Source organism: Streptomyces sp. NPDC051214 (genome assembly GCF_040682375.1).
GTDB lineage: Bacteria > Actinomycetota > Actinomycetes > Streptomycetales > Streptomycetaceae > Streptomyces.
Genome location: NZ_JBFBAT010000001.1, coordinates 96,685 through 123,359 on the forward strand (window position 1 = coordinate 96,685; position 26,675 = coordinate 123,359).

Here is a 26,675-nt window from a genome sequence, read left to right on the forward strand (position 1 = left end):
CGCCGCGCCCGTGTCCGCTTGCCGCGTGCCGGATCACGCTCTCTACCCTCGGGACCGCTCTTCGTGGGAAGCAGCGTTGGTGCCGGCCTCAGGGTCGGTGATGACCCGAGCGAACTCGGGCATGCCGGCCGGGACTTGCTCCGAGGAGAAGTGCGCATCACCCAGGTTGGCTCCGTCGATTTTCGTGGAACTGCACACGTTCCAGGCGATGCTTCTCGCGCGTGTAGTACAGCCCGGCTGCTGCGACTGCTCCGGCGACGATCGCGATGAGCATGGTGCGAAAGCCGGTGACGATGCGTGCGTGGACGGCGGCACGCCTTGAACGTGAGGGGTGTGTGCATGGGTCTGAGCCAGACTGGTCCGGCGTGACCGAGCAGTTTCTAACGGGAGGCCCTTCTCATCATGCCCAGCGAGCACAGCAAGCCCACGGAGCCCACCGAGCCCGTCCTCAACTCCCTTGATCCGCTTGCCGTCTCGGTGACCGAGGCGATCCAGAAGGGTGACGTTCCGGCGCTGCATCGGCTCTTGGCCGACCATCCCGCTCTGGCCACCAGTCGGATCAGTCAGGACGGCCCCGCAGCGGGTCGGCGGAGTCTGTTGCACATCGCCACCGATTGGCCCGGCCACCGCCCCCACACCGCGGAGGTCATCGCCACCCTCGTCGCCGCGGGCGCCGATCCCGACGCCCGCTTCGTCGGCGCGCACACCGAGACGCCCCTGCACTGGGCCGCCAGCAACGACGACATCACCGCGCTGGACGCCCTCATCGCCGCCGGCGCAGACATCGAGGCATCCGGCGCCGTCATCGGCGGCGGCGCCCCGCTCGCCGACGCGCGCGGCTTCGGCCAGTGGCGGGCGGCCCGCAGGCTTCTGGAGCACGGGGCCCGCGCCGACCTGCAGGACGCCGCCACCCTCGGCCTGCTCGACCAGGTGGAGGCCTTCCTCGCTGCCCCGGACTCCCCCGCCCCCACCGAGTCCGCGATCACCAGTGCCTTCTGGGGCGCCTGCCATGGCGGCCAACTGCCCACCGCGAAGCTCCTGTTGCTCAAGGGGGCGGAGGTGAACTGGATCGGCTACGACGACATGACACCCCTGGACATCGCCCGCGCCCAGGGGGCCGATGACGTCGTCCAGTGGCTGCTCACCCAGGGAGCCAAGGCGCGCGCGGACCTCGGGTGAACCCCCTGCCCCGGCGGTGCGCCGGGTGACACCGCCCGAATCCGGTCAGGCCTCTCGGCCCGCCGAGGCCCCGAAGGCGCCGTCGGCCGTGAAGGCCAGCTCGGCGAAGCGTTCGCCCATACGACGGTGCGTGGCCGCGTCCGGATGCAGCTGGTCCGGCAGCGGCAGCTCGGCCGCGTCGGCCTCCCCGTACAGCTTCCGGCCGTCGAGGTAGTGCAGGTTGGGGTCGTCGGCCGACCGCTGCTCCACGATCCGGGCCAGCTCCTCGCGGATGACGCGCAGTGTCAGCTTCCCACTGGCACGCTCATCCGGATCACCCATGGCGCTGAACGTCAGCCGTCCCTCGCTGAGACCGCTGAAGTCCGGCGCGCTCGGGCCGGGCGTGTCCTCGTGGATGGGACACAGGACGGACGAGACGACCAGCAGCGGCGTGTCGGGGTGACCCTCACGAATGGTGTCGAGGAAGCCGTGGACAGCCGGACCGAAGGCGCGCAGGCGCATCAGATCGGCGTTGACCACATTGATGCCGATCTTGACGCTGATCAGGTCGGCGGGGGTGTCCCGCAGGGTGCGCGCGGTGAACGGGTCGAGAAGCGCGCTGCCCGCCAGGCCGAGGTTGATCAGCTCGGCACCGCCGAGGGAAGCCGCCACGGCGGGCCAGATGGCGGTGGGGCTCGCCGCGTCGGAGCCATGGCTGATCGAACTGCCGTGGTGCAGCCACACCTTGCGGCCCCGGTCCGGTGCGGGCTCGACCGGTGCGTCGGTGCGCAGCTCGACGAGTTCGGTGGTCTCGTTGTGCGGCAGCCAGATCTCGATGTCCTTGGCGCGGTCCGCCAGTTCGGCGTAGCGGATGGTGCCGGCCGAACCAAGCCGGGTCTCGGTCTTCCCGTTCGTCATGTCGATGATCAGGATGTTGCCGCCGCTCACGGAGGCCTGATCCGCCAGGCGGCCGTCGACAAGCAGGTCGTACTGGCCCTTCGGGCGAGGCGGGACACCCACGTACTCGCGCTTGGTGGGCAGCGTGTCCAGTTCGATGACGGTGGCGCGGGTACGGAAAGCAAGGCGTACGCCGGAGGGCTGGGACTCGGCCATGGCGAGCTGCCCGTCGGCGCACTGGGCGCGGGCCCATGCGGGCAGCCGGTGCGGCAGGACCCCGTGCTCGGTGCGCTCAAGGTCGAGGGCGCCGCGCAGGAGGTCCGCGGTGATGGGTGTGGTGATCCAGTCGTCGTGCTCGGTGTCCATGGTCGGCCTCCGCTTGTTCTTCGTCGTGTCTGGGTGGGCTGGGCCGGGCTGGCACCAATCGACCGCACGGGCCGGTCAAGTCACGGGCCCGGGTCAGGTCAGGTCAGGTCAGGTCAGGTCAGGTCAGGTCAGGTCAGGTCAGGTCAGGTCACGGACCCTAGTCAGGCCCGGGCCAGTTCCGCAGCAGCGCGTCGAGAGCATCCAAGATGCGCTCCCACGACTCCTGCGAGTCGGGCCGGCTGTGGCTGAAGCCCCCCGCCATCTCCAGGCTGACGTAGCCGTGGAAGACGCTGCCCAGCATCCGGACCGCGTGGGTCTGGTCGGTTTCCGTCAGGTCGTAGCCGCGCAGGATCGCCCGCGTCATCTGCGCGTGCCTGACACCCGCACTGGCGGCCGCCGTCTCCGGGTCGAGCCTCAGTCGGGCCGCGTCATAGCGCCCGGGGTGCTCCCGCGCGTAGTCGCGGTAGACATCCGCGAACGCGGTCAGCGCGTCCTTCCCGGCTCGCCCGGCCAGCGCGGCGGCGCACCGGTCGGCGAGTTCCTCCAACGAGAGGAGGGCGATACGCGTCTTGAGGTCCTGCGAATTCTTCAGATGCGAGTAGAGACTCGCGACCTTGACGTCGAAGCGCCTGGCGAGCGCCGAGACGGTCACCTGCTCGAAGCCGACCTCGTCGGCCAGCTCAGCCCCGGCCTGCGCCAAGCGCTCCGCGGTCAGTCCTGCGCGAACCATCGCCTTCCCTTCCTTCGCCTTAACCGATTCTGCATCTACCTAATACCTTTAGGCAAATCGGTAAGCCTTGAAGGGAGCACCGAGCACGCCAGACACCGTCAGACCGCCTTGACCGTCCCCCCGTCGATCACGTAGTCCGCTCCGGTGACATTGCCCGCCACGCCCGAGAGCAGGAACGTAATCAGTGAAGCCACCTCCTCGGGCTCGGTGATCCGCCCACTGGTGATGCCGAACGCCGTCGGGATCTGCGCGAGGAACGCCGCGTGCTCGACTCCGGCACCGGCCGCGATCTCGCCCCCGAAGCCGTCGGGGTCCTCCCAGATGGCGGTGCGCACCGCGCCGGGCGAGACGGTGTTGACCCGCACGCCTCGCGGCCCGAACTCCTCGGCCAGCGACTTGCCCAGGGAGGTGAGCGCCGCCTTGGCGGCGCTGTAGGCGACGGGGCCGGCCGCGGGGAGGCGGGAGTTGATGGAGGAGACGTTGACGATCGCACCGCCACGCTCGATCAGGCTCGGCAGCGCGGCGCGGCTGACGCGGACCGCGCTGAGCAGATTGAGGTCGAAGACGCCGTGCCACTGCGCGTCGTCGGTGTCGAGAAAGCCGACGGGCTTCACGGCGTCACCGGCGCCGACGTTGTTCACCAGGAGGTCGATGCCCCCCAGCTCGGCGAAGGCACCGTCCATGAGCACGGCCACCCCCTCCGAAGTGCTGAGGTCGGCCGACACGGCGAAGGCTCCCGATTCCTTGAGTGCGGGGGTGATGGTGCGGGCCGCGCCCACCACGCGGACGCCCTCGTGGATCAGCGCCCTGACGGTGGCGAGGCCGATGCCGCGGCTGGCACCGGTGACGACGGCGGTCTTGCCGTTGAGGTCGAGCTCCATGCTTTCCAGCTCCTTCAGATCACTTTTTTTGAACTACAGGTACAAAATGTGAGTACGCGTAATCGAGGTGCAGTGTGGTTCAGAGATCAGCTCAGATCGGTTCGCGATCAGAGATCGGGGGCGTTGGGCCGGATCAGAGAGAGTCGATCGTCGCGTCGATCACCCTGGTGAGGCGCTCCGGACCCTCCACGACCCGCGCCATCAACCGCAGGCCGACGACCGTGGTCACCAGCAGGCTTCCGATGGCGCGAGCGTCACGACCGGGGTCGATCTCGCCCGCCCGCTGCCCCTTCTCCGCCAGCGAGGTAAAGGCCTCTTCGGTGCGGTCGAACATGCGCCGGACCAGTTCGGTCGCCACCTCGTCCGTCCCGGCCAGCTCGGCGGCGGCGTTCACCGCCATACAGCCGCGCCGGTCCGGATCGGCGAGGTCCAACTCGACGAGCAGCCACAGCGCCGCACGCAACCGCTCCCTCACGGGCCCCGACTCCTCGAGCATCTCGACGAGAGCCGCGGCCTGACTGTCGCGATAGCGGCGCAGCGCCCGCTCGAAGAGGGCGTGCTTGCTGCCGAAGGTGTTGTAGAGACTGCCCTTGCCGATGCCGAGCGCGTCCACCAGGTCCTGGGGCGTCGTGGCGGCATATCCCTTGCGCCAGAACACGTCCATGGCCCGCTCGACGGCGGCGTCCGGATCGAACTGCTTCGGCCTTCCCATGACAAGAAGCCTAGACGTTTCTTGACCTAGAGGTCAAGAAACGTCTTCAGACGCAGCACCATAGGTACGACCTACGACCTACGACCTACGACCTCAGGCAGCCCGACGCACGCGCGCAGCCTTCCGGGCCTCGGCCATCTCGCGGGATTCGGCGGACCGGCGGGAGCCGCCGCCGGAGCGGCCGGGCTGCCCCGGACGCGTGCCCATGCCCCGGAAGGGGGCGCCGCCGCGCTGCTTGGGGCGCTCGGCGGGCGCACTGCCCGCGACGGGCACTCCGGAGGGTGCCTTCGCCCCGGTGATGCGGCTCAACTCGGCCTCGCCGGAGCGTACTTGGGTGATCTGCGGCCGGATTCCGGCGGCGGACATCAGACGGCTCATGTCGCGGCGCTGGTTGGGCGTCACGAGGGTGACGACGCTGCCGGACTCACCGGCGCGTGCCGTACGGCCGCCGCGGTGGAGGTAGTCCTTGTGGTCGATGGGCGGGTCGACGTTCACGACCAGGTCGAGGTTGTCGACGTGGATGCCGCGGGCCGCGACGTTGGTGGCCACCAGGACCGTCACCGCGCCGGTCTTGAACTGGGCGAGAGTACGGGTGCGCTGGGGCTGCGACTTGCCGCCGTGCAGCGCGGCGGCCCGTACGCCGCTGCCCATCAGGTGCTTGGTGAACTGGTCGACGGCGTGCTTGGTGTCGAGGAACATGATCACCCGGCCGTCGCGGGCCGCGATCTCGGTGGCGGTCGCCATCTTGTCGGTGCCGTGCACGTGCAGTTCGTGGTGCTCCATCGTGGTGACCGCGCCCTTGGACGGGTCGACGGAGTGGACCACCGGGTCGTGCAGGTAACTGCGCACCAGCAGGTCGACGTTGCGGTCGAGCGTGGCGGAGAACAGCATCCGCTGGCCGTCGGGGCGCACCTGGTCGAGCAGTTCGGTGACCTGGGGCATGAAGCCCATGTCGGCCATCTGGTCGGCCTCGTCGAGAACGGTGATGCTCACCCGGTCCAGGCGGCAGTCCTTGCGCTCGATGAGGTCCTTGAGGCGTCCCGGCGTGGCGACGACGACCTCGGCGCCGGACCGCAGGGCTCCGGCCTGCCTGCCGATCGACATGCCGCCGACCACCGTGGCGATACGCAGCTTCAGCGACCGGGCGTACGGAGTGAGCGCCTCGGTGACCTGCTGGGCCAGCTCCCGGGTGGGAACGAGGACCAGGGCGAGCGGCTGCTTCGACTCGGCGCGCCGGCCTGCGGTGCGCACGAGGAGCGGGAGCCCGAAGGCGAGGGTCTTGCCGGAGCCGGTGCGTCCACGGCCCAGCACGTCCCGGCCCGCGAGGGCGTTCGGCAGCGTGGCCGCCTGGATCGGGAACGGCTCGGTCACGCCGAGGCCGGTGAGCGTCTTGAGGAGCGGGGCCGGCATGTCGAGTTCGGCGAAGGTCTCCGCCGCCGGGAGGCCGGGGGTAATGGTGACCGGCAGGGCGAATTCACCCTGGGGTGCGGAGGGTCGGCGTCCCTGGCCGCCGGAACGGTTTCCGGGGCGTGCGCCGCCACCCTTACGGGGGTTGCCACCGCGAGGGCCGCCGCTGTTGCGGGGGTTGGAATATCGGTCGTTCGAGCGTGCTGAACGGTTCATGGAGAACCTTCCTCGATAGGGCACGCATCGAGGAATTCTCGGTGGATTTCAACCGAACGAATTGCAAGCACGAGCCGAAAAAAGACTAAACCTTCTGTAAACAGCAACGAGCTGGCGCCCGCGCCGTGAGGCGCGGACACCAGCGTCGTCTTAACGCTTCAAGCGTCAGGCAGGAACGATGTTCTCCGCCTGCGGGCCCTTCTGGCCCTGAGTGACGTCGAAGTTCACCTTCTGGCCTTCCTGAAGCTCACGGAAGCCCTGGGTGGCGATGTTCGAGTAGTGGGCGAAGACGTCGGGGCCGCCACCCTCCTGCTCGATGAAGCCGAAGCCCTTTTCCGAGTTGAACCACTTCACGGTGCCAGTAGCCATACTAAATATCTCCTTCGGGGCAAGCTCCGGGACCCGCACTGTGCGAACCCCGGCGTCGCCACGTTGATTGCCCCGTCCGGGAAAACTTCTCCCGGAAATACAAAAGTGCCCGGTGGAATTGTCCACCAAAGGCACTTGAAGTCTTATGGGAACCACAACTGCAACTACGATCAACAGTAGCACGAGATCAGCTTCGCGGCACGGGCAAGCTCTACTTATTTCGCCCGTCCGGCCCAGAGCCCGCGTCACATTGCGGAAACTGGCGGCCGCCCCCCCGGTTCGAGCGTCGTCGGCACGGGCGTGTCGGGCGGCGATCACGGGCGGGTCAGCCACCGGAGCGCCGGCGAACCGGACGAGCCCGAATGGTCCGCTTCGTTCCCGGCCGCCCCCACGAGCGCCACCGAGGCCGTCCTCCAAGTCATGCAGCCTCCACCCCACCTCCACACGCCCCACACGGCACCGTCGCAGTTGGCGGACACTCCTGCTGTCACGTGTAAATGCTGGACAGTTCAATACTGAAACGCACATTCCATTGCAATCTCGTTATGCATTGACTCCTTGACGCCGGGAACACTCCGGGGTTGGCTTTCAGCCATCTCGGACCACAACGAAGCGGTCCGATCGAGGAAGTGGGCGAATGAAAACCCGTATGCGTGAAGCCACCGTCGCCGTATCTGTGAGCGCCCTGGCACTCTCGCTGGCCGCCTGCGGCAGCCTGTTGGGCTCCGACGACGGGAAGTCACGGACCGAGAGGAAGGGTGACGCGGTCACCGTCGGTCTACTCCTGCCCGAGGCGGAGACGGCTCGCTACGAGAAGTTCGACCACCCCATCATCGAGAAGCAGGTCAAGAAGCTCACCAACGGCAAGGGCAAGCTCGTCTACGCCAACGCCAAGGGTGACGCGGCCAAGCAGAACGACCAGCTCGACCAGATGGTCGCCGACAAGGTCGACGCGATCCTGGTGAGCGCGGTGGACGCGAAGAAGCTCGCGCCGTCGGTCAAGAAGGCGAAGGAAGCGGACATCCCCGTCATCGCCTACGACCGGCTCGCCGAGGGGCCCGTCTCCGGTTACGTGGCCTTCGACAACGAACTGGTCGGACAGGTCCAGGGGCAGGCGATCCTCAAGGCGCTCGGCGGCGGCAACCGCAAGAACAGCAAGGTCGTCATGATCAACGGCGCGCCGACCGACCCGAACGCCGCCGTGTTCAAGGAGGGCGCGCTCTCCCAGCTCCAGAACCAGGTGGTCATCGCCAAGTCGTATGACACCGATGGCTGGAAACCGCAGACGGCCGGTACGCACATGACCGACGCCATCACCGCCATCGGCAAGGACAACATCGCCGCCGTCTACTCCGCCAACGACGGCATGGCGGGCGGTGCCATCAAGGCCCTCAAGGCCGCGGGCATCACCGACCTGCCGCCGGTCACCGGCCAGGACGCCGAACTGCCGGCCGTGCAGCGCATCGTCACGGGCGAGCAGTACATGAGCGTCTACAAGCCCTACCCCGAAGAGGCCGTCGGCGCAGCGGAGATGGCGGTCCGCATCGCCCAGGGCCGCATGGTCGAGTACGACGCACTGGCCGGGGACAGGTCCGAGAACGCCACCACGAAGAACATCCCCTCCCTTCTGGTCTCCGTCCGTCCCCTCACCCGGGACACCATCAAGTCCACGGTCATCAAGGACGGCATCTACAAGACCGGCGACATCTGCACGGCCGAGTTCAAGGCGGCGTGCGCGACGATCGGTCTCAAGGGCTAGACCGCTGTTGGGGCGGTCGGTCGCTCAGTGCCGGTAGCCGCTCCGGGGCAGCTTGAGCCAGCGGTCGGGCGGGCCGGTGACGGCGCGGGCGTCGGCCGGCCGCAGGCCCACGAAGGCACAGGAGTAGGCGACGGCGTTGTGGTGGTAGAGGTAGGCGGCGAGAACCTCCTCCGAGGAGTCGTCCTCGTCGGGGCCTCCCCCTGGGTGCAGGTCCCAGCCCTCCATGACGCCGTCGCGGGCAATGCTGCCCTGGTTGCCGCTCTTGGGGTTGGCATAGAGGCCGTAGCAGACGGTGCCCGCGGAGAGCAGGGTCTGCACCCCGGGCATCTGCGGTGCGTAGCCCCAGGGCTGGGTGATGACGCAGCCGCCCGGTACATCGGTGGCGCCGATGATCTGCAGGGACTCGTCCATGTCGTACGACAAGGGGTCCTCCAGGAGCACGTCGAGCTCGGGGTCCTCGTAGGGCTCGGCCCCGAGTCGGCGCGCGGCCTCGGCCGCGTCGATCCCGGCCACGCACGCGAGGCCCGTGCCGTCGTGGTCGAGGTCTCCCAGCGCCGCGGTCAGCCGTCTGCCCTCCGTCGCGGCGGCGGACTCGGCCGGGGTCAGGCCGCGCTCGCAGGACGGGACCATGAAGAGGTCAGGGACCGGGCCCGCCAGACTGAGCCGCCCCGGGGACCAGTCCGCCAGCACGATGCGCCACGGGTCGGCCCCGGCGGCGGCCAGGACACGGGCGTTGTCCGCGCGGTCGGCCAGGACCGCGAGCCACAGTGCGGTGCGGCCCTCCGACTCGGCGTCCACGTCGTCCACACGGCGGGCCAGTTCGGCGACCACCTCCGGTGAGCCGAACTCGGCCGCCCTGTGCAGAGGTCGGCTGTCGCCCCACACGTTCGGATCGGCTCCGCGCTCCAGCCGATCGCGTACCAGCGCGTGGTCCCGCCAGCCCTCCCGGCTCAGACCCGCCCAGCCGTCACTCTCGACAACAGCCATGACTCTCCCCCTTCATGGTGGCCGCACCGTCCGACCGCATTGTCACCGGCCACTCACTGAACGCTACAGACGGCCACTGACAATCGTCTCCGGCTCCTGCGTCGTCTGCTGAGGGATACGTGCGCCCGGGCAGTTGTGGCTCACCGTCTCGGCGAAGGTCTTGGCCAAGGGAGACAGCGCATCCCAGCGGCGTACCGCCCAACCGGTCCACAGGGTGGGCAGCTCCGGGGCAGGGATCAGACGCAGGTCGGGGTGGCCGGGGCCGCGCCAGCCCGGCAGGTCGGGGACGATCGCGTGTCCCAGGCCCAGTTCGGCGAGCAGCAGGGCGGTGTCCCAGTCGGCGACGCTGGTGTCGGAGGCGGGGCTGATGCCGCGCTCGGTGAACCAGGCGTCCAGGCGCGCGCGGGAGGTCGTGCTCTCCGGGAGCCCGATGAGCCGGATGGCGGCCAGGTCGGCGGTGGTGATCCGCGACTTGGCGGCGAGGGGGTCGTCGCGGTGGACGGCCAGCACCCAGGGCAGTTCGATGACGGGACGCTGCTCGATGCCCTTCACCGGTGCGCCGATGGTGATCCAGGCCAGGTCCAGGCCGCCCGCGATGAGGGCGTCGAAGCAGCTGCGGCTGGAGTGCGCCGTCTGGAACTCCAGGCTCACCTGAGGATGACGCCGGCGGAAGGCGACGATCGCGTCGGACATGAAGTGCCGCACCGTGGTGGCGCCGGTGGTGATCCGCACCGATCCGGCCTCGCCGTGCACCAGGTCGTTCAGTCGGCGCAACGCGTGGTCGATGTCCCCCAGGCCGCCGGCCGCCGCGTTCTGCAGGAGCTGTCCGGCCGGCGTGGGGACGACACCGCGCGGATGGCGTTCGAGGAGGCTGAGCCCGAGCTCTCGCTCCAGGCGCTTGATGTGCTGGCTGACCGCGGGCTGCGTACAGGACAGATCGCGGGCGACGGCGCTGAGGCTGCCCGTTCGGCAGACGGCGACGAAGACGCGCAGGTCGTCAAGAGTCATGGAGGGTGAAGCTACAGCTTGGGGGTCTGCAAGGAAATCCGAGGATTGACTTGGGTGTCAGGCGGGCGGGACGATCTTTCCGGGCCCAGGGCGGCAACCCGGCCCGGTTCGCACGCCATCCGGAGGGCAGGCGGACCGGGCCGGGTGCCGACCCACCGGCTCAGCACCAGACTTCTCCGTCCCGGGCTGCCCGCACTCCGGTACGCCGACCGTCCCGGGGAGGGCGATCCATGCAGGCGCTCGAAACAGTGGCCATAGCGGCCGCGGCCGTCGCGGCAGGCGGCATCAACGCGGTCGTCGGCTCCGGCACGTTGATCACCTTCCCCACCCTGCTCGCCTTCGGTTACCCGCCGGTGCTCGCCAACGTCTCGAACACCATCGGTCTCGTACCGGGCGTGATCAGCGCGGCGTACGGATACCGCGCCGAGCTCAAGGGCCAGCGCTCACGCCTCATCAAGCTCGGCATCGCATCGCTCCTGGGCGGGGTCACGGGCGCGGTCCTGCTCCTCAAGCTGTCCGCCGACACGTTCCGCTCCGCGGTGCCGGTCCTGATCCTGATCGCCTGCGGCCTTGTGCTGTTGCAGCCCCGCCTCCAGAAGTGGCTCGCCGCCCGTGGCGGTAGCGGCCGCAAGGACGGCGGCGCCCCGATGTGGGCCGGTGTCATGCTCACCGGCGTCTACGGCGGGTACTTCGGGGCGGCCCAAGGGGTCCTGCTCATGGGCCTGTTCGGGTCCTTCCTCCGTGATGACCTGCAGCGCCTGAACGCCGTGAAGAACGTCCTCGCGTCCCTCGTGAACGGCGTCGCCGCGGTCATCTTCATCGCGGTGACGAGTGTCGACTGGACGGTGGCCGGTGTGATCGCCGTCGGCTCGACCCTGGGCGGCCTGATCGGTGCGCGCGTGGGCCGACGCCTTTCGCCCGCCGTGCTGCGCGGGCTCATCGTGGCCGTCGGGGTGACGGCTGCCGTCGCCGTCGCCGTGTGAGCACCGTCACAACCGCTACCGTCGAAAGGGGCCGGGCTGCCACGTGTAGGAGGTGAAACCGCCCGTCACGGCAAGGAGTTCACCATGGAAGCCCGCTTGAACCTCTTCGACAGCCCCCTCGCGAGCAAGGCCCTGAAGCACCTCGGAACGGCGAGCAAAGCCATCTTCTCGGAGTCTGCGCTGCCGTCCGCGACCCAGGACCTGGTGATGCTCCGGGCGAGCCAGATCAACGGCTGCGGATTCTGCACCGACATGCACAGCAAGGACGCCGCGCACGCCGGGGAGACCCAGGTGCGCATCAACCTGGTCGCCGCCTGGCGGGAGGCCACGGTGTTCACCGAGGCCGAGCGCGCCGCCCTGGAACTGACCGAGGAGGGCACCCGTATCGCCGACACGGCGGGCGGGGTCCCGGACGAGGTGTGGGCGAACGCCGCCAAGCACTACGACGAGGAGCAACTGGCCGCCCTGGTGTCGCTCATCGCCCTCATCAACGCGGCCAACCGCTTCAACCTCATCGTCCGGCAGCCCGCCGGGGGCTACCGGCCCGGCCAATTCGGCTGAGCGGGCTGCGTGGTCAGCGGTTGATCGGTCGTGCTGGACCGATCGCCGCCTACGCCGCCCTGTTCTGGCGCCGGTATCCGCCCGGCGCCAGGCCGTACTCCCGCTTGAAGGCCTTGGCGAAGGCGAACTCCGAGCCGTATCCGGTGCGGGCCGCGACCGTCGTCAGCGGGGCGTCGGACTCCCGCAGCATGCGGGCGGCGGTCGTCATGCGCCAGCGGGTCAGATAGGCCATCGGCGGTTCGCCGACCAGCGCGGCGAACCGCCGGGCGAACGCGGCGCGGGACAGACCGGCGCGCGCCGCGAGGGACTCGACCGTCCACGAGGCCGCGGGATCGTCGTGCATGGCCGACAGGGCGGGCGCCACCGCCGAGTCGCCCAGGGCCGCCGCCCAGCCCTGCGTGGCGGTCGCGGGCTGATCGTCGAGCCAGGCCCGCAGGATGTAGAGGAGCAGCGAGTCGATCAGGGTGGGCACGATGCCGTCGGAGCCGATCCGCGGGTTCTCCAGCTCGGAGCCGAGGAGCTGGACGGCGGCGCTGAGCTCCGGATGGCGGCCGTGCCGCGTCGGCAGGATGATCACCTCGGGCAGCTGGCGCACCAGGGGGTGCGGACGCCCCTGGTCCAGGTGGTAGTTGCCGCAGAGCAGGCTGGTCGCGGCTCCCTCACCGCCGAGCGTGACCGAGCCGATGGGCGAACCCCCGTGATACTGCGCGGCCTTGTACTCCTCCGCCGGGCTGGAGGGGTCGTCGGCGAGGATGTGGCCCCGCCCGTCCCGCAGGAAGATCACGTCCCCGGGGTTCAGCTGGACCGGCTCCAGGTGCGGGGACGCCTCGGGCAGGGGGACCAGCCAGCACGTCCAGTACAGCACCACATGGAAGCCGGCGCCCGCCACCGGGGGCAGGCGCAGGCCCCAGGGGGCGCGGCCGTTGGTCCGCACGGACGCCGGGTGCCCCGTGCGCATCGAGGCCAGTGCCTCGGTGAGGATGTCCATCCGGCCTCGCCCTTCCTGATGCCGCCCGTCGCGGCCGGCCCCTGGCGGACCGCCCCTGCGGACCGACCATGTGGACCGCACCTGCGGACCGCTCTGTTCAGACCGTCAGGACAATCTTGCCCTGTACGTGTCCCGCGGCGACCAGTTCGTGTGCCTTGCCGGCCTCCTCCAGCGGGAACGTCTCCTCTACATAGGGACGGACCCGGCCCGTGTCGATCAGTGCGGTGAGCGCTTCGAGCCCGGCGGCGTCCGGTTCGACCAGGACCCCGGCGAAGCGCCGCCCGGCGGCTTCGACGCGTGCGGCGAGCTCCGTGTCGCCGTGCTCCAGGATGCTGATGAGTACGCCGCCGGGGCGGACCACGCCGAGCGAGAGGTCGCCCTGGGCCGTCGAGTCGAGGAGGACGTCCACATCCTTGACGACCTCGGTGAAGTCGGTCGTCCGGTAGTCGATGATCTCGTCGGCGCCGAGGCCGCGCACGAAGTCGTGCCGTCCCTCGCTGGCTATCGCGATCACGTGGGCGCCCCGCGCCTTCGCGATCTGTACCGCGAAATGGCCGACGCCGCCGGCGGCCCGCTGGATCAGGACCCGGTCCCCTTCCTTGACGTCCGCCGCGCGCACCAGGCCCTGCCAGGCGGTAAGCGCCGCGAGAGGCACGGCGGCGGTGTGCACGTGGTCGAGCGAGGCGGGCTTGCGGGCCAGCTGACCGGCCGGAGCGGTGACGTAATCGGCGTACGCGGTGGCGGCGCGGGGGAAGTGCGGCATGCCGTACACCTCGTCGCCCACCGCGAACCCGGCACCGGGGCCCGCCTCTTCGACCACGCCGGAGATGTCCCATCCCACGCCGAACGGCGGCTCGCCGAGCAGCGGAAGGGCGCCGGTCCTGACGGCGATGTCCACGGGGTTGACGGCACTGGCGTGGACCTTGACGAGGACTTCGCCGGCCGCCGGCTTCGGCCGTTCGGTCTCGACGACTTCGAGGACCTCGGGGCCGCCGATGGACTTCTGGATGACTGCGCGCATGGTGGATCTCCTGGGTTCGGTGCGGTTGATGCCCCAACCCTAGGGAGATCGAATGAGCCGCAGAATGGCTTCCTGTCTCGGCTACATGTCTCAGCGTCTTCCCTTGTCGCACCTTCGACCATGCGTGTTCCACGTCACACGGCGAGCGCCGTTCGCCGGTCACATTCCCGCGTCGCGGTCCGTCAGAGCAGTGACGCACTCAAGTCGCCAGGCCGGGGCAAGTCCGGCCGGGCACCGCCCGATGGGAGCACTTCTGATGTCCACCGCCTTCGTTGTCGTCACCGTCCTTGCCGCCGTCATGGTGGGTTTCTCGGCCGTCTCGGTCTTCCTTCGCGCCAAGTGGGTCGTGGAGCCCATGGCCGACTACGGCGTCCCCTTCTCGTGGCTGCCCTGGCTCGGCGCCGCCAAGGCCGCGGGGGCGGCAGGCCTGCTGGTCGGACTGCTCGTGCCGGCCATTGGCGTCGCGGCGGGGATCGGCCTCGCGCTGTACTTCGCCGGCGCAGTCGTCACCGTGGTCAGGGCCCGCTGGTACGCGCACATCCCCTTCCCCCTGTTGTACGCGGCGCCGGTGGTCGGCGCCCTGGCGCTGGGCTTCGCCGCCTGATCCGTCAACAACTCCCGCACCACGAGGAGCACTTCAAAAACACCCCAGGAGTACTCCTGGAGTACTCCTGGAGCACTTCGGGAGCGCTCCAGGAGTACTTGAAGGGTTGACTGAGCCCTGACAACCACTATGGTCTAGGCCAATGAGTCGACCGAGGCGCCCGGTTGTCTCTCGCCCCTCCTCCCCCCCCCGCTCAGAGGGAACAGAGATGAACAAGAAGCAGAAGCTGGCAGCCGCTCTGGGCGCGGGATTCGCGCCCGTGCTCGTCCTGGCCTCCGTCACTCCGGCCAGTGCGCACGGCTACGTCTCCTCGCCCCCGAGCCGTCAGGCACAGTGCGCGGCAGGCACCGTGTCCTGTGGAGACATCACCCATGAACCGCAGAGCGTCGAAGGCCCCAAGGGGCAGACGACGTGCAGCGGCGGCAACGCGCGGTTCGCCGAACTGGACGACGACAGCAAGGGCTGGAAGGCCACCGACGTCGGCTCGTCCCAGGAGTTCAGCTGGCAGCTGACGGCACGTCATAGCACCAGCACCTGGCAGTACTTCGTCGGCGGCAACAAGATCGCCGAGGTCGACGACGGGGGCGCCCAGCCGGGCGAGACCGTCACGCACAAGGTCGACTTCGGCGGGCTCAGCGGCAAGCAGAAGGTGCTGGCGGTGTGGAACATCGCCGACACCACCAACGCCTTCTACGCCTGCATCGACGTGAACATCAGGGGCTGATCCCCCCACGCGGGTGGCTCCCCCACACCACCCGCCCCGGTCTGCCGGGCCGTCGGCGTTCTCACGCCGAGGCCCGGCAGGCCGGGTTCTCGCGCGGTGACGCCGCGGATCAGGCCCCGCCTGAGAGGGTGGACGCATGGCCGATCTGCGCAAGACTCTGGAGACGCACGTCAGCAACAGCTCCGTGGTGGGAGCGGTGGGCCTGGTGGCCCGCGGTGACCGGGGCGAGGAGGTCGCGGCCGTCGGGTCCGTCGACGTCGAGGGCACCGCCCCGATGGCCAGGGACTCGATCTTCCGCGTCGCGTCGCTGACCAAACCCATCGTTGCCGCGGCCGTCATGATGCTGGTCGAGGAGGGCCGGATCGCACTGGACGCTCCCGTCCGCGAATGGCTCCCCGAGCTGGCGTCGCCGAGCGTCGTCCGCGCTCCGGACTCACCGGTGGACGACGTGGTCCCGGCGGTCCGGCCCATCACGGTCTTCCACCTGCTCGCCTCCCGTACGGGATACGGCTTCCCGTCCGACTTCTCGCTGCCCGCGCTCGCCCCGCTCTTCAGCGAGCTGAAGCAAGGGCCTCCGCAGCCGCAGGCCGTCCCCGCGCCGGACGCGTGGATGGCCGCGCTGTCCCGTATCCCACTCCTGCACCAGCCCGGCGACGGCTGGCTCTACAACCTCAGCTCCGATCTTCAGGGCGTGCTGATCTCCCGGGTCACCGGGATGCCGCTCCCCGAGTTCCTGGCGGAGCGGCTGTTCGAGCCGCTGGGGATGACGGACACCGCGTTCGCGGTGCCGCCTGGCAAGCTCGACCGGTTCACCAGCTACTACGCGGCCGGGTCCGAGGCCGGGCCCGAACGCGACCCCCGCAGCGGCCTCGAACTGCTCGACGCCCCCGACGGCCAGTGGAGCAGCCTGCCTCCGTTCCCGTCCGGCGCGGGCGGCCTGGTCTCGACCGTCGACGACTGGCTCGCCTTCGGGCGAATGCTGCTCGCCGAGGGGTCGGCGGGCGGGCGTCAGCTCCTCACGCGGGATTCGGTCCGCCAGATGACGACCAATCAACTGACGACGGCCGAGCGGGAGTCCGCCGGACTCTTCCTGGAAGGGATGGGCTGGGGCTTCGGCGGTTCCGTGGACATCGAGCCCGTCGAACCGTGGAGCGTGCCGGGTCGCTACGGCTGGGTCGGCGGCACGGGCACGGCGGCCCACATCATCCCGTCCACCGGTACGGTCACGCTCATGTTCAGCCAACTGCAGATGGGCGGCCCCAGCTTCCCGGAGCTGATGCGGGACTTTTGGCGGTACGCGGCTGTCACTGGCGTTTGATAGAAATCGAGCGCACCGGCCGACGGCTTTGGGGGCGGGTGGACATGACCATCGGAGACAACCAGCGGCACTGGCACGGCCTGCCCATCCGGGAATTCCCGCGGTTCGACGAGGAGTTGCCGGCCGAACTGCCACCGGCCGACTCCGTGGCCTGGCGCATCGCCGTCGACGCGTACGACAGCGAAGAGCCGTGGGAGGCCGCCTGCGCACGGTTCACCGAGGCCGTCGACATCGCACGGGTGCGGGCGATCATCGTGGGCGCGTGGAGCGACGCCGACGAGCACGGACCGGGCGAGGTGATCGCCGCGCTGGTCGGCGCGAGTGAGCGGATGCCGGCGCTGCGGGCCCTGTTCCTGGGCGACATCGACTCGGACGAGTGCGAGATCTCCTACATCAAGCAGAGCTGTGTCACCCCGCTCCTGGACGCTTTTCCCGAGCTGGAGGAGTTCGCCGTGCGCGGCAGCGCGGGCCTCGCGTTTCCCGCCGTGCGGCACGCGCGGCTGCGGTCACTCACGTGCGAGACGGGCGGTCTTCCGGCAAAGGTGGTGCGCGGGATCGCCGCGAGCGATCTGCCCGCCCTCGAGCAGCTGAACCTGTGGCTCGGGACGCCGGAGTTCGGCTGCGACGCAACGGTCTCGGACCTGGAGCCCTTCTTCACCGGCGCGCGGCTGCCCCGTCTGCGGCAGCTCGCCCTGTCGCACAGCGGCATCCAGGACGAGATCGCCGCAGCCATGGCGTCCGCCCCGGTGGTGGCCCGCCTCGAAGGCCTCGACCTCTCCATGGGCACGCTGCGGGACACGGGCGCCTCGGCGCTCCTGACCGGGCAACCACTGACGCACCTCAAGAAGTTCGACGCGCACCACAACTTCCTGAGCGAGGCTCTGCGCACCCGCCTAAGGGAGTCGTTGGAGGCGGCGGGCGTCGAGGTGGACGTCAGCGCCGACGACGTGTGGGAGTACGTGCGGGACGACGGCCCGGCGTAGCGCCACTCAGTTCAACTGCCGCCGCACCAACTCATGCAACCGTCCGCCCGTATCCGCCAACAGCTGTGCCGGCGGGCCCTGTTGGACGATCTTGCCCTCCGACATGACGATGACTCTGTCTGCGTCCATGACCGTGGAGAGGCGGTGGGCGATGACGATGCGGGTGGCGTTCAGGGCTCGGGTGCTGTCGATGACCGTGCGTTGCGTCTCGTTGTCCAGGGCGCTGGTGGCCTCGTCGAAGAAGAGGACGCGGGGGCGGCGGATCAGGGCCTGGGCGATCATCAGGCGCTGGCGCTGGCCGCCGGAGACCGCTCCGCCGCCGGAGATCATCGTGTGCAGGCCCATCGGCATGCGCTTGATGTCCTCGGCGAGGCCCGCCATCGCCGCGGCCTCCCACGCCTCCTCCTGCGTGAACGTCTCGGCGCCGCAGATGCAGTCCAGGATCGATCCGGTGAGCGGCTGCGCGTTCTGCAGGACGACGCCGCACTGTCGGCGTACGGCCGCCTGATCCAGGGCCGACAGGTCCTGGCCGTCGTAGAGGACACTGCCGGAGACCGGTTTGTCGAAGCCGATCAGGAGGCGAAGGAGTGTCGACTTGCCGCAGCCGCTGGGGCCGACGACCGCGACGAACTCGCCCGGACGGATGGACAGGGACACATCGTCCAGGACCAGGGGGCCGTCGTCCGCGTAGCGGAAGGACAGGGCGCGCGCCTCGATCTCGCCCTGCAGTTCGCCCGGCTGCGTGCTCGCGCCCCGCACCTCGGGCGCCTCGTCGAGCACCGGCTTGATCTGCTCGAACATCGGGAGCACCGATGCCGCCGAGATCAAGGCGCCGGTCAGCTGCGTGACGGACGTCAGAAGCATCGTCACGGCCGTGCTGAAGGTGAGGAACTCTCCCGCCGTGAGGCTGCCGCGGGCCGGGCCGGCGAGGAGGATGAACATGATGAGGGTGCAGAGCGGGAGGTAGACCGAGTTGAGGACCGTCGTGACGTTCTTGATGCGGCCCGCGCGCTGTTGCAGCTCACGGCTGCGGGCGAACTCCCCCGCCCACGCCGCGTACGCGAAGCTCTCCGCTCCGGCGACGCGGAGTTTGGGCAGGCCGCGCAGCGTCTGGAACGCCTGGTTGTTGAGCTTGTTGGAGAGCTCGACCAGGCGGCGCTGCCAGCGCAGTTCCCACAGGCCGAGGGTCAGGAACACGGCCGCGATCACCACCAGCATCCCCAGGGCGGCCAGGGCAAGGGGGACGCTGTAGAGCAGCAGCAGGACCAGGTTCATCGCGCCGATCGTGCCCGCCTGCAGCGCGACGGGACCGATGCCCGACAGGACGCGGCGGATCGCGCTGACACCCATCGCCGCGCTCGCCAGTTCACCGGTGGACCGGGAGGCGAAAAAGCGGGTGGGGAGGTTCAACAGGCGGTCCCAGACCGCTGGTTGCAGGGTGCTCTCCATCCGGCCCTCCATCCGCAGGATGGTGAGGTTCTGGAGCAGCATGAACGCCGCGGAGACGATGCTCGTGATCATCACCGCCAGGGACACCTGGACGATGAGGCTCTTCTCGCCGTTCGGGACGAACACGCCGAGCACCTGCCCCGTCGCGATCGGCACGAGCGCCCCGATCAGGACCGTCACCAGACCGGCGATCGCCAGATTGCGTACGTCGCCGCCGGTGCCCCGCAGGCTGAAGCGGAAGAGCCGCCACGGCGTCAACGCCCGCTCCGGCAAGGGGCGGTAGAACATGACCCCCTGCGGTTCGAACTCCTCCGCGTTGGTCTTGTCGATGCGCGTGCGCCGACCGGACGTGGGGTGCACGGACTCGTAGCCGCCGCGCCGCCACAGCAGCGCGACCGGCGCGCCGCTCGCCGCGCGGTGTCCCACGAGGGGGCCCGCGTTCTCGCGCCACCAGCGCCCGTCGAGGCGTACGGCACGGGTGCGGATGCGTGAGGCCACGGCGACCTGCTCGACCGGGTCGATCCGGTCGCTGACCGCACCGCCCTGCGCGGCGTCGGACAGCGTGATGCCCGCCGCGTCGGCGACCAGGCGGCAGGCGGCGTACGTCGCGTCGTCGCCGCCCCGCGCCTCGGTGCGGCGCGTACCGCCCCTGCCGGAGCGGCCGATGGAGGCGATCAGGGTCCTGTCGGCCTGCTCGCGGACGGTCTCGCCCGCCTTGATGCCGGCCGCCGTGCGGTCCTCGTGGGCCCGCTCCAGGCGTTCGATCCAGCGGTCGAGGGTCGAGAGCAGCCGGTACTGCTGGTTGACCATGCGCTGCCACATGGAGGCGTCGACGAGCAGATCGCCCGCGGCCTCCGAGCTGTAGGCGGAGCCGTACTGCACACTGCCGGGCGCGACCGGCATCCAGAGGATGTCGTCGTCGGTCACCACGTCGTCGGCCATGGTGCGGCCGTCGAGCGGGGCTTCGAACAGGACCCGGTGGCTGCGTCCGATGCCGAGCGCGAAGGCGTGCTCGAGGAGGCTGAGGGACGCGTCCTGGGTGTCGTACTGGCTGGGGTACTGCTGCTCGTAGGCCCAGGTGTCGCCGTAGTCGGGGCGGTACAGCTCGCGCAGCGGGATGCGGCGCAGCTCGCAGCCCTGCAGCGGACGCCCGACGAGGGTGTGCTGGGGGCCTTCGACGGGGCCCAGGAGCAGGGTGCCGGGTTCGAGGCGGCCGAGGAAGTGCCAGTGGCCCTGCTGCACGGCGTCGACAGCGAACAGGTCGAGCGCGCCGGCCACGACGAGCCACAGGACCTGCGGGCCTTCGAGGTGCACGCTGCGCAGGCCCGTGCAGTCGGCCGGGGTGCCGAGCGCGCCGAAGGCGGCGGCGACCGAGTCACCGCTGTAGGAGGTGTACTGCTCCGGTACCGAGGTCACCTCAGTGCTCCTTGACCAGGTCGGCGTAGGGTCCGCCGGCGGCGACGAGGTGTTCGTGGCGTCCGCGTTCGACGACCGTGCCATGGTCGAGGACGACGATCTCGTCGCTGTCGCGCACGGTGCTCAGGCGGTGGGCGATGACGACGCAGGCGCAGCCGCGGCGGCGCAGGTTGTCGATGATGACCTGTTCGGTCTCGGCGTCCAGGGCGCTGGTCACCTCGTCGAGGACGAGGATGCTCGGGCGGCGGACCAGGGCCCGCGCGATCTCCAGGCGCTGGCGCTGGCCGCCGGAGAAGTTGCGGCCGTCCTGCTCGACGCGGCCGTGGATGCCGCCGGGCCTGCGCGCCACGATGTCGAACAGGCAGGCGTCCTTGAGGGCGGCCACGACGGCGTCGTCCGGGATGGAGGGGTCCCACAGCGCCACGTTGTCGCGGATGGTGCCCTCGAAGAGGAAGACGTCCTGGTCGACGAAGGAGACGGAGGCGGCGAGCGCCCCGCGCGGGATGTCCTCAAGGCGCTGTCCGTCGATGCGGATCGTGCCCTCCCAGGGGCTGTAGAGCCCTGAGATCAGCCGGGAGACGGTCGACTTGCCGCTGCCGGAGCCGCCGACGAGGGCGACCTGCTGGCCGGGGCCGACCGCGAGGGAGAAGCCTGTCAGGAGCGGCTTGTCGAGGGGGCTGTACCCGAAGGTGATGTTCTCGAGGGTCACGTGACCCTTGAGGCGGCGGGTGCTCGCCTCCGGTTCGGGACGGGAGTAGAGGGTGTCGACGGGGAAGTTCTCGACGTCCTTGAGACGGGCGACGTCGGCGCCGAAGTCCTGGATGCGGCCCGCGACGCCGTTGAGGCGGGTGATCGGCGCGGTGAAGCGGGTGACCAGGGCCTGGAACGCGACGAGCAGACCGATCGAGAGATGACCCTCGACCGCGCGCAGGCCGCCGATCCACAGGATCAGGGCGCTGTTGAGCGTGGCGAGGGTCGGTGCGACGACGCCGAGCCAGGCGCTGGGCACGCCGAGGCGCTGCTGCTCCTCCAGGGTGGTGGCGTGCTGGCCCGCCCACTTCCGGAAGTAGCCGTTCTCGCCTCCGGTCGCCTTCATCGTCTCGATCAGCTGAAGCCCGGTGTACGAGGTGTTGGTGAGCTTGGCGCTGTCGGCCCGCAGCTTCTGGGTGCCGGTGGCCCGTAGCCGGATGACGATGCGCATCGCGACGATGTTCAGCAGGGCGATGCCGACGCCGACGAGGGTGAGCTGGGGGTCGTACGTCCACAGCAGGGCCGCGTAGAGGAGGACGACGATGCCGTCGACGCCCGCGGCCGTCAGGTCGCGGGCCAGGGTCTCGGCGACCGCGTCGTTGGACGCGAGGCGCTGGACGAGGTCGGCCGGGCTGCGCTGGGCGTAGAACGTGACGGGCAGGCGCAGCAGGTGGCGCAGGAAGCGGGCGCTGCTCAGCGTGGAGGAGATGATGCGGCCGCGCAGCAGGTTCGCCTGTTGCAGCCAGGTGAGGACGACGGTGAGCGCCACCATCGCGCCCATCGACGCGAACAGGGCGCCGAGCAGCGACGTCTGATGGCCAATCAGGAACAGGTCGATGTACGTCCGGCTGAGTGCGGGCAGTGCCGCGCCGACCGCGACGAGCAGCAGGCTGGCGAAGAGCGCAGCGAGCATGGTGCCGGTGGTGCCGCGCAGCCGTGCCGGGAGCGCCTTCATGACGCCGGGCTTGCGGCCTCCGGGGCGGAAGTTCTCGCCCGGCTCCAGGACGAGGACGACGCCGGTGAAGCTGGTGTCGAAGTCTTCCGAGGGGACGAAGCGGCGCCCCTTGTCCGGGTCGTTGATGTGCACGCCGCGTCGCCCGAAGCGGCGGCCCACGCCGTCGTAGACGACGTAGTGGTTGAACTCCCAGAAGAGGATCGCGGGCGCCTTGACCTCGGCGAGCGCCGCCGGTTCCATCTGCATGCCCTTGGCCGTCAGACCGTAACTGCGGGCCGCCTTCAGGAGGTTGCTGGCCCGTGAGCCGTCGCGGGAGACGCCGCACGCGATGCGCAGCTCTTCCAGCGGGACGTGGCGTCCGTAGTGGGCGAGGACCATGGCGAGGGCGGCGGCGCCGCACTCCACGGCCTCCATCTGCAGGACGGTGGGCGTACGGACGGTTTTTTGCCGCTTGCCCTTCGACGCCGGGCGCGGTGCGGCGCGGCGGCGGCTGCGCTGGGGTTCGGGGCGGTGTCTGCGGCGGCCACCGGGGGGCGGCAGTTGCTGCTGGTGCGCCGGGGAGGGGTGCGGTGCGGTCACGGAAGCAGCCAATCGATCGGGCGCTGCTCGGCGAGGTGGAAGGCGCCGCTGGTCAGGGTCATGGAGTCGAGGGTGAAGGGCGGGCCGTCGGCGGACGACCACTGGTAGCCGGACCGGGTGGCGGAGGAGTTCTCCAGGCTCACGAGGACGGCCACGGGCGGCCCGTCCTTGGTGAACTGCCCGGCCAGCTCCTTGTCCCCGAGGAAGCCGCTGACCTTCTGTTCGCTCTGGGCCGCTCGCCCGATCGCCTTCACGCGGCCGCGCAGCTTGCCGTACTCCTCCGTGGGCACGGACTGGACGGTGAGGTCCACCGAGGCGCCGACGGGGACGGTCGCCGCGCTGTCCGCCGGTACGTAGAGCATGGCGAGGAGGGGGTCGTCGGTGCCCGAGACCCGCTCAACGGTCGCGACGTCGGCGCCGGTGGTGACGACGGTGCCGATCCTGGCGACCAGGGTGGTCACGCGGCCCGCGGCGATGGAACGTACGACCCTGTCCCCTTGGTCGGTACGGACCTTGAGCACGGGAGCGCCGGCGGCGACCCGCTTTCCTTCCTCGGCGAGGACGCGCGTCACCTGTCCGGTGACCGGGCTCTGCAGGACGTAGCTGCCCTGGCCGTGGGTGAGGATGCCGGGGGCGCGGAGTGTGGAGGAGATCGAGCCGGTCACGGCCCAGATGCTCGCGGCGGCCATGACGACGACGGTGACGGCGAGCACGAGCAGGCCCTGGGGTCGGGCGTAGCGCACCGGCAGGTCGAGTTCCTCGGGCGACTGCAGCTTGGACAGGGCCTGTTGGCGGAACTGCACGGAACGCTTCCCTTACTTTGCCTGTGGCGTCCGTGAGCCCCGGAACCAATGGTTCCGGGGCTCACGAATCATGGCGTCTCAGTGAGCTGAGGCTCAGAGACCAGCGGTCAGGCCGGAGGCCAGGCCCGTGACGGCGCCGGTGTTCAGACCGGTGACACCCTCGACGGTGCCGACGACGCCGCCGACGACGCCCGAGACCGGGGCGATGGAGTCAACGGTGCTGGTGACGTTGCCCGCGACACCGGCGACGAGGCCACCGGAGACGTTGTCGAGGTCGGCGTCGGAAATCTCGAGGGTCTCGACCTGGGGGGTGTAGTTCATGGTGTGAGCTGCCCTTCTCATGAATGGTGCAAAGGTGTTTCCAACACTGCGGAACCTGAGGTGCGAATTCCGCGGTGGCCAGGATCAAAGCACGTTCGCAGGTCGTACATCCAATCGATGTGGCGACGGCCGGCAGCCGTCGTGGCGTCGAATCACCGCTGCGTGCAGGCATGTTCACGGCGCGGGAGCAGCTCCTTCACAAGATTCACAGACGGGAATCGCGTGAGCGGAAGGACTCCCTCCACCAAAGCGGACACTCTCGCATCAAAGCGAAAGTTCTGTGGTCAATACACAAGGACCGCGCGGGGAGTATTCGCCGAATGGCGTGACTGGGCTGCGCATTCGATGTGCAGGTTTATTGAAGGCGCGGCGAATGGTGGCCGAAGGGGACACGGAGTCCGCCGGTTCAGACCTCCGCGACCACTCCGTCCGTCGACGCGCCGGAGGCAATTCCGTGGCCGGGCTCGGGCACCGACTCCGGGGCGAGCAGCACCGAACGGCGTCCGTCGACGCCGATCGGGACGTCGCCGTCGATGGTGACGCGGCGCAGGGTGCGCTCGTGGTCGTCGGAGTCGTCCACCCCGTAGTGCTGCGTCGCGCGGTTGTCCCAGATGGCCACGTCACCCGCGCGCCACTGCCAGCGGACCGTGTTCTCCGGCCGCTCCACATGGGACTGGAGTACGCCGATCAGAGCGCGGGAGTCGGCGGCGCGGAAGCCGCTGAGCTTCTGGAGGAAGTTGCCCAGGATCAGGGTGCGTTCGCCTGTCTCGGGGTGGACGCGGACCACCGGGTGCTCGGTCTGGAACTTGACGGCGGTGAACACTTTGCGGTGCTGGTCGAGCGCCGCGGAGGAGGCTTCGGGGCGGGTGGCCGCGTAGTCGTAGTCATTGGTGTGCACGCCGCGCACGCTGTCGGCGAGGGTCCGCAGCGGCTCCGGCAGATCCCGGTACGCGGCGGCGGTGTTGGACCACAGGGTGTTGCCGCCGTACGGCGGGATGACCTCGGCGCGGAGGATGGAGAAGGCCGGGTAGGCGGGCACGAACGTCACGTCGGTGTGCCACTGGTTGGCGCGGCCGCCGCGTTCGTTGTCGATGCCGAGGGCGTAACGGCCGTCCACGGACGGGACGGTGGGGTGGGCGACGGGGGTACCGAGCAGCCGGGCGAAGGCTTCGTGGCTCTCCGGGTCGAGATGCTGCTGGTCACGGAAGAAGACGACCTTGTGCTCGAGAAGCGCGACGCGCACGGCGGCCACGGTCGCCTCGTCCAGGTCACCGCCGAGGCGGACCCCGGAGATGACCGCGCCGATACGTCCGCCCACTTTCTGGACGGTGAGGGGCGCGGGCTCAGCCGGGCTGAGGGTGGTCTCCACTGCGGGTGCGGAAGTCATGGCTCGAAATCCCTTCGTGGGGTGGGAGTTGCGTGTTCGTGGAGGGGAAGAAAGGGTCGGCGCGCGCGCAGGCCAAGCGGTCTCGTTCGCCTCCGCCGCCGAGTTGGGGCATGCGAATGCGAGATGAGGGAGTGGGAAGAGCGAGGCAGCGCCGACCTCAGCCGCGAACGAATGCGGCGGTCAGGCCACGCGCAGACGACACGCCGCGGAAGCGAGGCGGCCCAGGTCTACGTGGAGCCGCGGGACAAGAGGGGTCATCGCGGTCATGTCCTGGAGCATGGCCGTCGGCCGGAAGCATGGTCAAGGTCTGCCCCGCCCGCTTCACGACCCTGCAACGCCCCCGACATCGCGCGAGCGAGCCCTTGGGACGGCACCCCGGGTCCGTGGCGATTCGTACCGTTCAGGGCGGTGCAGCATAATGCGGCCATGCGGATCTCAGCCAGGGCGGACTACGCGGTACGTGCCGCGCTGCAACTCGCCGCGTGCCAGGACGACGGGCCGCTGAAGGCCGAGGCCATCGCGGACGCCCAGGAGATCCCGCACAAGTTCCTCGAGGGCATCCTCAACGACATGCGGCGCGGCGGTCTCGTCCTCAGCCAGCGCGGCGGCAACGGCGGCTACCGCCTGGCCCGGCCCGCCGACCTCATCAGCATCGCGGACGTCATCCGCGTCGTGGAGGGCCCCTTGGTGTCGGTGCGCGGCGTACGTCCGCCGGAGCTGGCCTACAGCGGTCCCGCGGAATCGCTGCTGCCGCTCTGGATCGCCCTGCGCGCGAACGTCCGCCAGATCCTCGAGGGCGTCTCCCTGGCCGACGTGGCCGGCGCCGACCTGCCCACCCCGGTCACGGAACTCGCCGCGGACCCGGCGGCCTGGACGAACCCGTAGGCACGGACGATCTCTCAGCAGGGGCGGGCCCGGCGAGGTCGAGGGCCAGCAGGTTTCCCCAGTCGTTGGTGAAGACGGCCGTCATTCCTTCATGGCGGACGCCCACGAACGGGTTGGAGTGGAACATGACGACGACCCATCTCAAGGAGCGGTCGGCTCCGAGACGGGCGAGGTAGCCGACGTTCCCCATTCCGCTGCCTCCGCCGGACATCCACCCTGATCCGTCCGGCAGTGCGCTCTCGAAGTGGGCGTATGCCTCGGTGACACCGTCCTCCTCGATGGCCTCGGCCACGTCGAGCGGGTCTCCGAGACGAAAGGGGATCGGCTGCCCGGCGTCCGGGTGGTAGGCCCCGGGGCCGTTTACGTGCACCGCGAGGCCGGTGTCGTCCGGCCGGTAGAGCCCGTCGCGGAAGGGCATCTCCCCTGCCGCCCACAGCCGCTGGACCAGTCCCACGCCT

At 69.9% G+C, this 26,675-nt stretch carries 26 protein-coding genes; 9 read left to right on the forward strand and 17 right to left on the reverse strand.

Going from position 1 to position 26,675, the window contains the following annotated elements:
- Positions 1–402: 402 nt before the first annotated feature.
- Positions 403–1,179: an ankyrin repeat domain-containing protein gene (locus tag AB0M70_RS00425; protein ID WP_365814753.1), complete on the forward strand. Its 777-nt coding sequence runs from the start codon at positions 403–405 to the stop codon at positions 1,177–1,179.
- Between the two features lie 45 nt (positions 1,180–1,224).
- Here the strand turns inward: AB0M70_RS00425 and AB0M70_RS00430 are convergent, their stop codons facing one another.
- From AB0M70_RS00430 to AB0M70_RS00455, 6 genes are all read right to left on the reverse strand, one after another.
- On the reverse strand, positions 1,225–2,421 hold the full coding sequence (locus tag AB0M70_RS00430) for a GDSL-type esterase/lipase family protein (RefSeq protein WP_365814755.1): 1,197 nt from the start codon (positions 2,419–2,421) through the stop codon (positions 1,225–1,227).
- Positions 2,422–2,578: 157 nt separating this feature from the next.
- Entirely contained in the window at positions 2,579–3,151 is a 573-nt protein-coding gene (locus tag AB0M70_RS00435; RefSeq protein ID WP_365814757.1) for a WHG domain-containing protein, read from the reverse strand.
- A gap of 98 nt (positions 3,152–3,249) precedes the next feature.
- Positions 3,250–4,032 (reverse strand): oxidoreductase, encoded by a 783-nt coding sequence (locus AB0M70_RS00440; protein ID WP_365814759.1) that lies wholly within the window; start codon positions 4,030–4,032, stop codon positions 3,250–3,252.
- 133 nt (positions 4,033–4,165) lie between these two features.
- Positions 4,166–4,744 (reverse strand): TetR/AcrR family transcriptional regulator, encoded by a 579-nt coding sequence (locus AB0M70_RS00445; protein WP_365814761.1) that lies wholly within the window; start codon positions 4,742–4,744, stop codon positions 4,166–4,168.
- Between the two features lie 93 nt (positions 4,745–4,837).
- The gene (locus AB0M70_RS00450) at positions 4,838–6,367 is read right to left on the reverse strand and encodes a DEAD/DEAH box helicase (protein ID WP_365814763.1); all 1,530 of its coding nucleotides are present in this window, start codon (positions 6,365–6,367) and stop codon (positions 4,838–4,840) included.
- A 165-nt stretch (positions 6,368–6,532) separates the two neighbouring features.
- Positions 6,533–6,736, reverse strand: coding sequence for a cold-shock protein (locus AB0M70_RS00455; protein ID WP_100598391.1), 204 nt, complete (start codon positions 6,734–6,736; stop codon positions 6,533–6,535).
- 649 nt (positions 6,737–7,385) lie between these two features.
- On the opposite strand from AB0M70_RS00455, the gene AB0M70_RS00460 reads away from it, so the two are divergent.
- A complete protein-coding gene (locus AB0M70_RS00460; RefSeq protein WP_365814767.1) occupies positions 7,386–8,495 on the forward strand; it encodes a substrate-binding domain-containing protein in 1,110 nt (369 codons plus the stop codon).
- A gap of 24 nt (positions 8,496–8,519) precedes the next feature.
- Here AB0M70_RS00460 and AB0M70_RS00465 read toward each other — a convergent pair whose 3' ends face one another.
- Together AB0M70_RS00465 and AB0M70_RS00470 are read right to left on the reverse strand one after the other, a co-directional pair.
- Complete coding sequence (locus tag AB0M70_RS00465) at positions 8,520–9,482, reverse strand: ankyrin repeat domain-containing protein (RefSeq protein WP_365814769.1); 963 nt, start codon at positions 9,480–9,482, stop codon at positions 8,520–8,522.
- Between the two features lie 63 nt (positions 9,483–9,545).
- Positions 9,546–10,490: a LysR family transcriptional regulator gene (locus tag AB0M70_RS00470; protein ID WP_365814771.1), complete on the reverse strand. Its 945-nt coding sequence runs from the start codon at positions 10,488–10,490 to the stop codon at positions 9,546–9,548.
- A 230-nt stretch (positions 10,491–10,720) separates the two neighbouring features.
- Between AB0M70_RS00470 and AB0M70_RS00475 the strand changes: the two genes are divergently transcribed.
- Together AB0M70_RS00475 and AB0M70_RS00480 are read left to right on the forward strand one after the other, a co-directional pair.
- Entirely contained in the window at positions 10,721–11,473 is a 753-nt protein-coding gene (locus AB0M70_RS00475) for a sulfite exporter TauE/SafE family protein (protein WP_365814773.1), read from the forward strand.
- A gap of 84 nt (positions 11,474–11,557) precedes the next feature.
- Positions 11,558–12,034: a carboxymuconolactone decarboxylase family protein gene (locus AB0M70_RS00480; protein ID WP_365814775.1), complete on the forward strand. Its 477-nt coding sequence runs from the start codon at positions 11,558–11,560 to the stop codon at positions 12,032–12,034.
- Positions 12,035–12,083: 49 nt separating this feature from the next.
- On the opposite strand, the gene AB0M70_RS00485 is transcribed toward AB0M70_RS00480, so the two are convergent.
- Both AB0M70_RS00485 and AB0M70_RS00490 read right to left on the reverse strand, forming a co-directional pair.
- On the reverse strand, positions 12,084–13,022 hold the full coding sequence (locus tag AB0M70_RS00485; RefSeq protein ID WP_365814778.1) for an AraC family transcriptional regulator: 939 nt from the start codon (positions 13,020–13,022) through the stop codon (positions 12,084–12,086).
- Between the two features lie 97 nt (positions 13,023–13,119).
- On the reverse strand, positions 13,120–14,043 hold the full coding sequence (locus AB0M70_RS00490) for an NADP-dependent oxidoreductase (protein ID WP_365814780.1): 924 nt from the start codon (positions 14,041–14,043) through the stop codon (positions 13,120–13,122).
- Positions 14,044–14,299: 256 nt separating this feature from the next.
- Here AB0M70_RS00490 and AB0M70_RS00495 point away from each other — a divergent pair, with 256 nt between their 5' ends.
- From AB0M70_RS00495 to AB0M70_RS00510, 4 genes are all read left to right on the forward strand, one after another.
- Entirely contained in the window at positions 14,300–14,647 is a 348-nt protein-coding gene (locus AB0M70_RS00495) for a DoxX family protein (protein WP_365814782.1), read from the forward strand.
- Between the two features lie 208 nt (positions 14,648–14,855).
- Complete coding sequence (locus AB0M70_RS00500; protein WP_365814784.1) at positions 14,856–15,371, forward strand: lytic polysaccharide monooxygenase auxiliary activity family 9 protein; 516 nt, start codon at positions 14,856–14,858, stop codon at positions 15,369–15,371.
- A gap of 136 nt (positions 15,372–15,507) precedes the next feature.
- Entirely contained in the window at positions 15,508–16,689 is a 1,182-nt protein-coding gene (locus AB0M70_RS00505) for a serine hydrolase domain-containing protein (RefSeq protein ID WP_365814786.1), read from the forward strand.
- A 44-nt stretch (positions 16,690–16,733) separates the two neighbouring features.
- Complete coding sequence (locus tag AB0M70_RS00510; protein ID WP_365814788.1) at positions 16,734–17,672, forward strand: STM4015 family protein; 939 nt, start codon at positions 16,734–16,736, stop codon at positions 17,670–17,672.
- Between the two features lie 6 nt (positions 17,673–17,678).
- On the opposite strand, the gene AB0M70_RS00515 is transcribed toward AB0M70_RS00510, so the two are convergent.
- From AB0M70_RS00515 to AB0M70_RS00540, 6 genes are all read right to left on the reverse strand, one after another.
- Positions 17,679–20,537 (reverse strand): NHLP bacteriocin export ABC transporter permease/ATPase subunit, encoded by a 2,859-nt coding sequence (locus AB0M70_RS00515; protein WP_365814790.1) that lies wholly within the window; start codon positions 20,535–20,537, stop codon positions 17,679–17,681.
- Position 20,538: 1 nt separating this feature from the next.
- Positions 20,539–22,821, reverse strand: coding sequence for an NHLP family bacteriocin export ABC transporter peptidase/permease/ATPase subunit (locus AB0M70_RS00520; protein ID WP_365814792.1), 2,283 nt, complete (start codon positions 22,819–22,821; stop codon positions 20,539–20,541).
- Complete coding sequence (locus AB0M70_RS00525) at positions 22,818–23,624, reverse strand: HlyD family efflux transporter periplasmic adaptor subunit (RefSeq protein WP_365814794.1); 807 nt, start codon at positions 23,622–23,624, stop codon at positions 22,818–22,820. Before AB0M70_RS00525 ends, AB0M70_RS00520 begins: the two co-directional genes overlap by 4 nt.
- A gap of 93 nt (positions 23,625–23,717) precedes the next feature.
- Entirely contained in the window at positions 23,718–23,945 is a 228-nt protein-coding gene (locus AB0M70_RS00530) for a type A2 lantipeptide (protein WP_249585724.1), read from the reverse strand.
- Positions 23,946–24,351: 406 nt separating this feature from the next.
- Positions 24,352–25,332, reverse strand: coding sequence for a TauD/TfdA family dioxygenase (locus AB0M70_RS00535; protein ID WP_365814797.1), 981 nt, complete (start codon positions 25,330–25,332; stop codon positions 24,352–24,354).
- A 180-nt stretch (positions 25,333–25,512) separates the two neighbouring features.
- The gene (locus tag AB0M70_RS00540; RefSeq protein WP_365814799.1) at positions 25,513–25,611 is read right to left on the reverse strand and encodes a putative leader peptide; all 99 of its coding nucleotides are present in this window, start codon (positions 25,609–25,611) and stop codon (positions 25,513–25,515) included.
- 147 nt (positions 25,612–25,758) lie between these two features.
- On the opposite strand from AB0M70_RS00540, the gene AB0M70_RS00545 reads away from it, so the two are divergent.
- Positions 25,759–26,217 carry an Rrf2 family transcriptional regulator gene (locus AB0M70_RS00545; protein ID WP_365814801.1) on the forward strand — a complete coding sequence of 153 codons (459 nt, stop codon included), beginning with the start codon at positions 25,759–25,761 and terminating at the stop codon, positions 26,215–26,217.
- Here AB0M70_RS00545 and AB0M70_RS00550 read toward each other — a convergent pair.
- Positions 26,174–26,671, reverse strand: coding sequence for a hypothetical protein (locus AB0M70_RS00550; protein ID WP_365814803.1), 498 nt, complete (start codon positions 26,669–26,671; stop codon positions 26,174–26,176). The genes AB0M70_RS00545 and AB0M70_RS00550 overlap by 44 nt on opposite strands.
- Positions 26,672–26,675: the final 4 nt, after the last annotated feature.

Excerpts from the sequence above, each read along its gene's own strand:
- AB0M70_RS00425 (WP_365814753.1), top strand. The coding sequence starts at position 403 with ATGCCCAGCGAGCACAGCAAGCCCACGGAGCCCACCGAGCCCGTCCTC.
- AB0M70_RS00430 (WP_365814755.1), bottom strand. The coding sequence starts at position 2,421 with ATGGACACCGAGCACGACGACTGGATCACCACACCCATCACCGCGGAC.
- AB0M70_RS00435 (WP_365814757.1), bottom strand. The coding sequence starts at position 3,151 with ATGGTTCGCGCAGGACTGACCGCGGAGCGCTTGGCGCAGGCCGGGGCT.
- AB0M70_RS00440 (WP_365814759.1), bottom strand. The coding sequence starts at position 4,032 with ATGGAGCTCGACCTCAACGGCAAGACCGCCGTCGTCACCGGTGCCAGC.
- AB0M70_RS00445 (WP_365814761.1), bottom strand. The coding sequence starts at position 4,744 with ATGGGAAGGCCGAAGCAGTTCGATCCGGACGCCGCCGTCGAGCGGGCC.
- AB0M70_RS00450 (WP_365814763.1), bottom strand. The coding sequence starts at position 6,367 with ATGAACCGTTCAGCACGCTCGAACGACCGATATTCCAACCCCCGCAAC.
- AB0M70_RS00455 (WP_100598391.1), bottom strand. The coding sequence starts at position 6,736 with ATGGCTACTGGCACCGTGAAGTGGTTCAACTCGGAAAAGGGCTTCGGC.
- AB0M70_RS00460 (WP_365814767.1), top strand. The coding sequence starts at position 7,386 with ATGCGTGAAGCCACCGTCGCCGTATCTGTGAGCGCCCTGGCACTCTCG.
- AB0M70_RS00465 (WP_365814769.1), bottom strand. The coding sequence starts at position 9,482 with ATGGCTGTTGTCGAGAGTGACGGCTGGGCGGGTCTGAGCCGGGAGGGC.
- AB0M70_RS00470 (WP_365814771.1), bottom strand. The coding sequence starts at position 10,490 with ATGACTCTTGACGACCTGCGCGTCTTCGTCGCCGTCTGCCGAACGGGC.
- AB0M70_RS00475 (WP_365814773.1), top strand. The coding sequence starts at position 10,721 with ATGCAGGCGCTCGAAACAGTGGCCATAGCGGCCGCGGCCGTCGCGGCA.
- AB0M70_RS00480 (WP_365814775.1), top strand. The coding sequence starts at position 11,558 with ATGGAAGCCCGCTTGAACCTCTTCGACAGCCCCCTCGCGAGCAAGGCC.
- AB0M70_RS00485 (WP_365814778.1), bottom strand. The coding sequence starts at position 13,022 with ATGGACATCCTCACCGAGGCACTGGCCTCGATGCGCACGGGGCACCCG.
- AB0M70_RS00490 (WP_365814780.1), bottom strand. The coding sequence starts at position 14,043 with ATGCGCGCAGTCATCCAGAAGTCCATCGGCGGCCCCGAGGTCCTCGAA.
- AB0M70_RS00495 (WP_365814782.1), top strand. The coding sequence starts at position 14,300 with ATGTCCACCGCCTTCGTTGTCGTCACCGTCCTTGCCGCCGTCATGGTG.
- AB0M70_RS00500 (WP_365814784.1), top strand. The coding sequence starts at position 14,856 with ATGAACAAGAAGCAGAAGCTGGCAGCCGCTCTGGGCGCGGGATTCGCG.
- AB0M70_RS00505 (WP_365814786.1), top strand. The coding sequence starts at position 15,508 with ATGGCCGATCTGCGCAAGACTCTGGAGACGCACGTCAGCAACAGCTCC.
- AB0M70_RS00510 (WP_365814788.1), top strand. The coding sequence starts at position 16,734 with ATGACCATCGGAGACAACCAGCGGCACTGGCACGGCCTGCCCATCCGG.
- AB0M70_RS00530 (WP_249585724.1), bottom strand. The coding sequence starts at position 23,945 with ATGAACTACACCCCCCAGGTCGAGACCCTCGAGATTTCCGACGCCGAC.
- AB0M70_RS00535 (WP_365814797.1), bottom strand. The coding sequence starts at position 25,332 with ATGACTTCCGCACCCGCAGTGGAGACCACCCTCAGCCCGGCTGAGCCC.
- AB0M70_RS00540 (WP_365814799.1), bottom strand. The coding sequence starts at position 25,611 with ATGCTCCAGGACATGACCGCGATGACCCCTCTTGTCCCGCGGCTCCAC.
- AB0M70_RS00545 (WP_365814801.1), top strand. The coding sequence starts at position 25,759 with ATGCGGATCTCAGCCAGGGCGGACTACGCGGTACGTGCCGCGCTGCAA.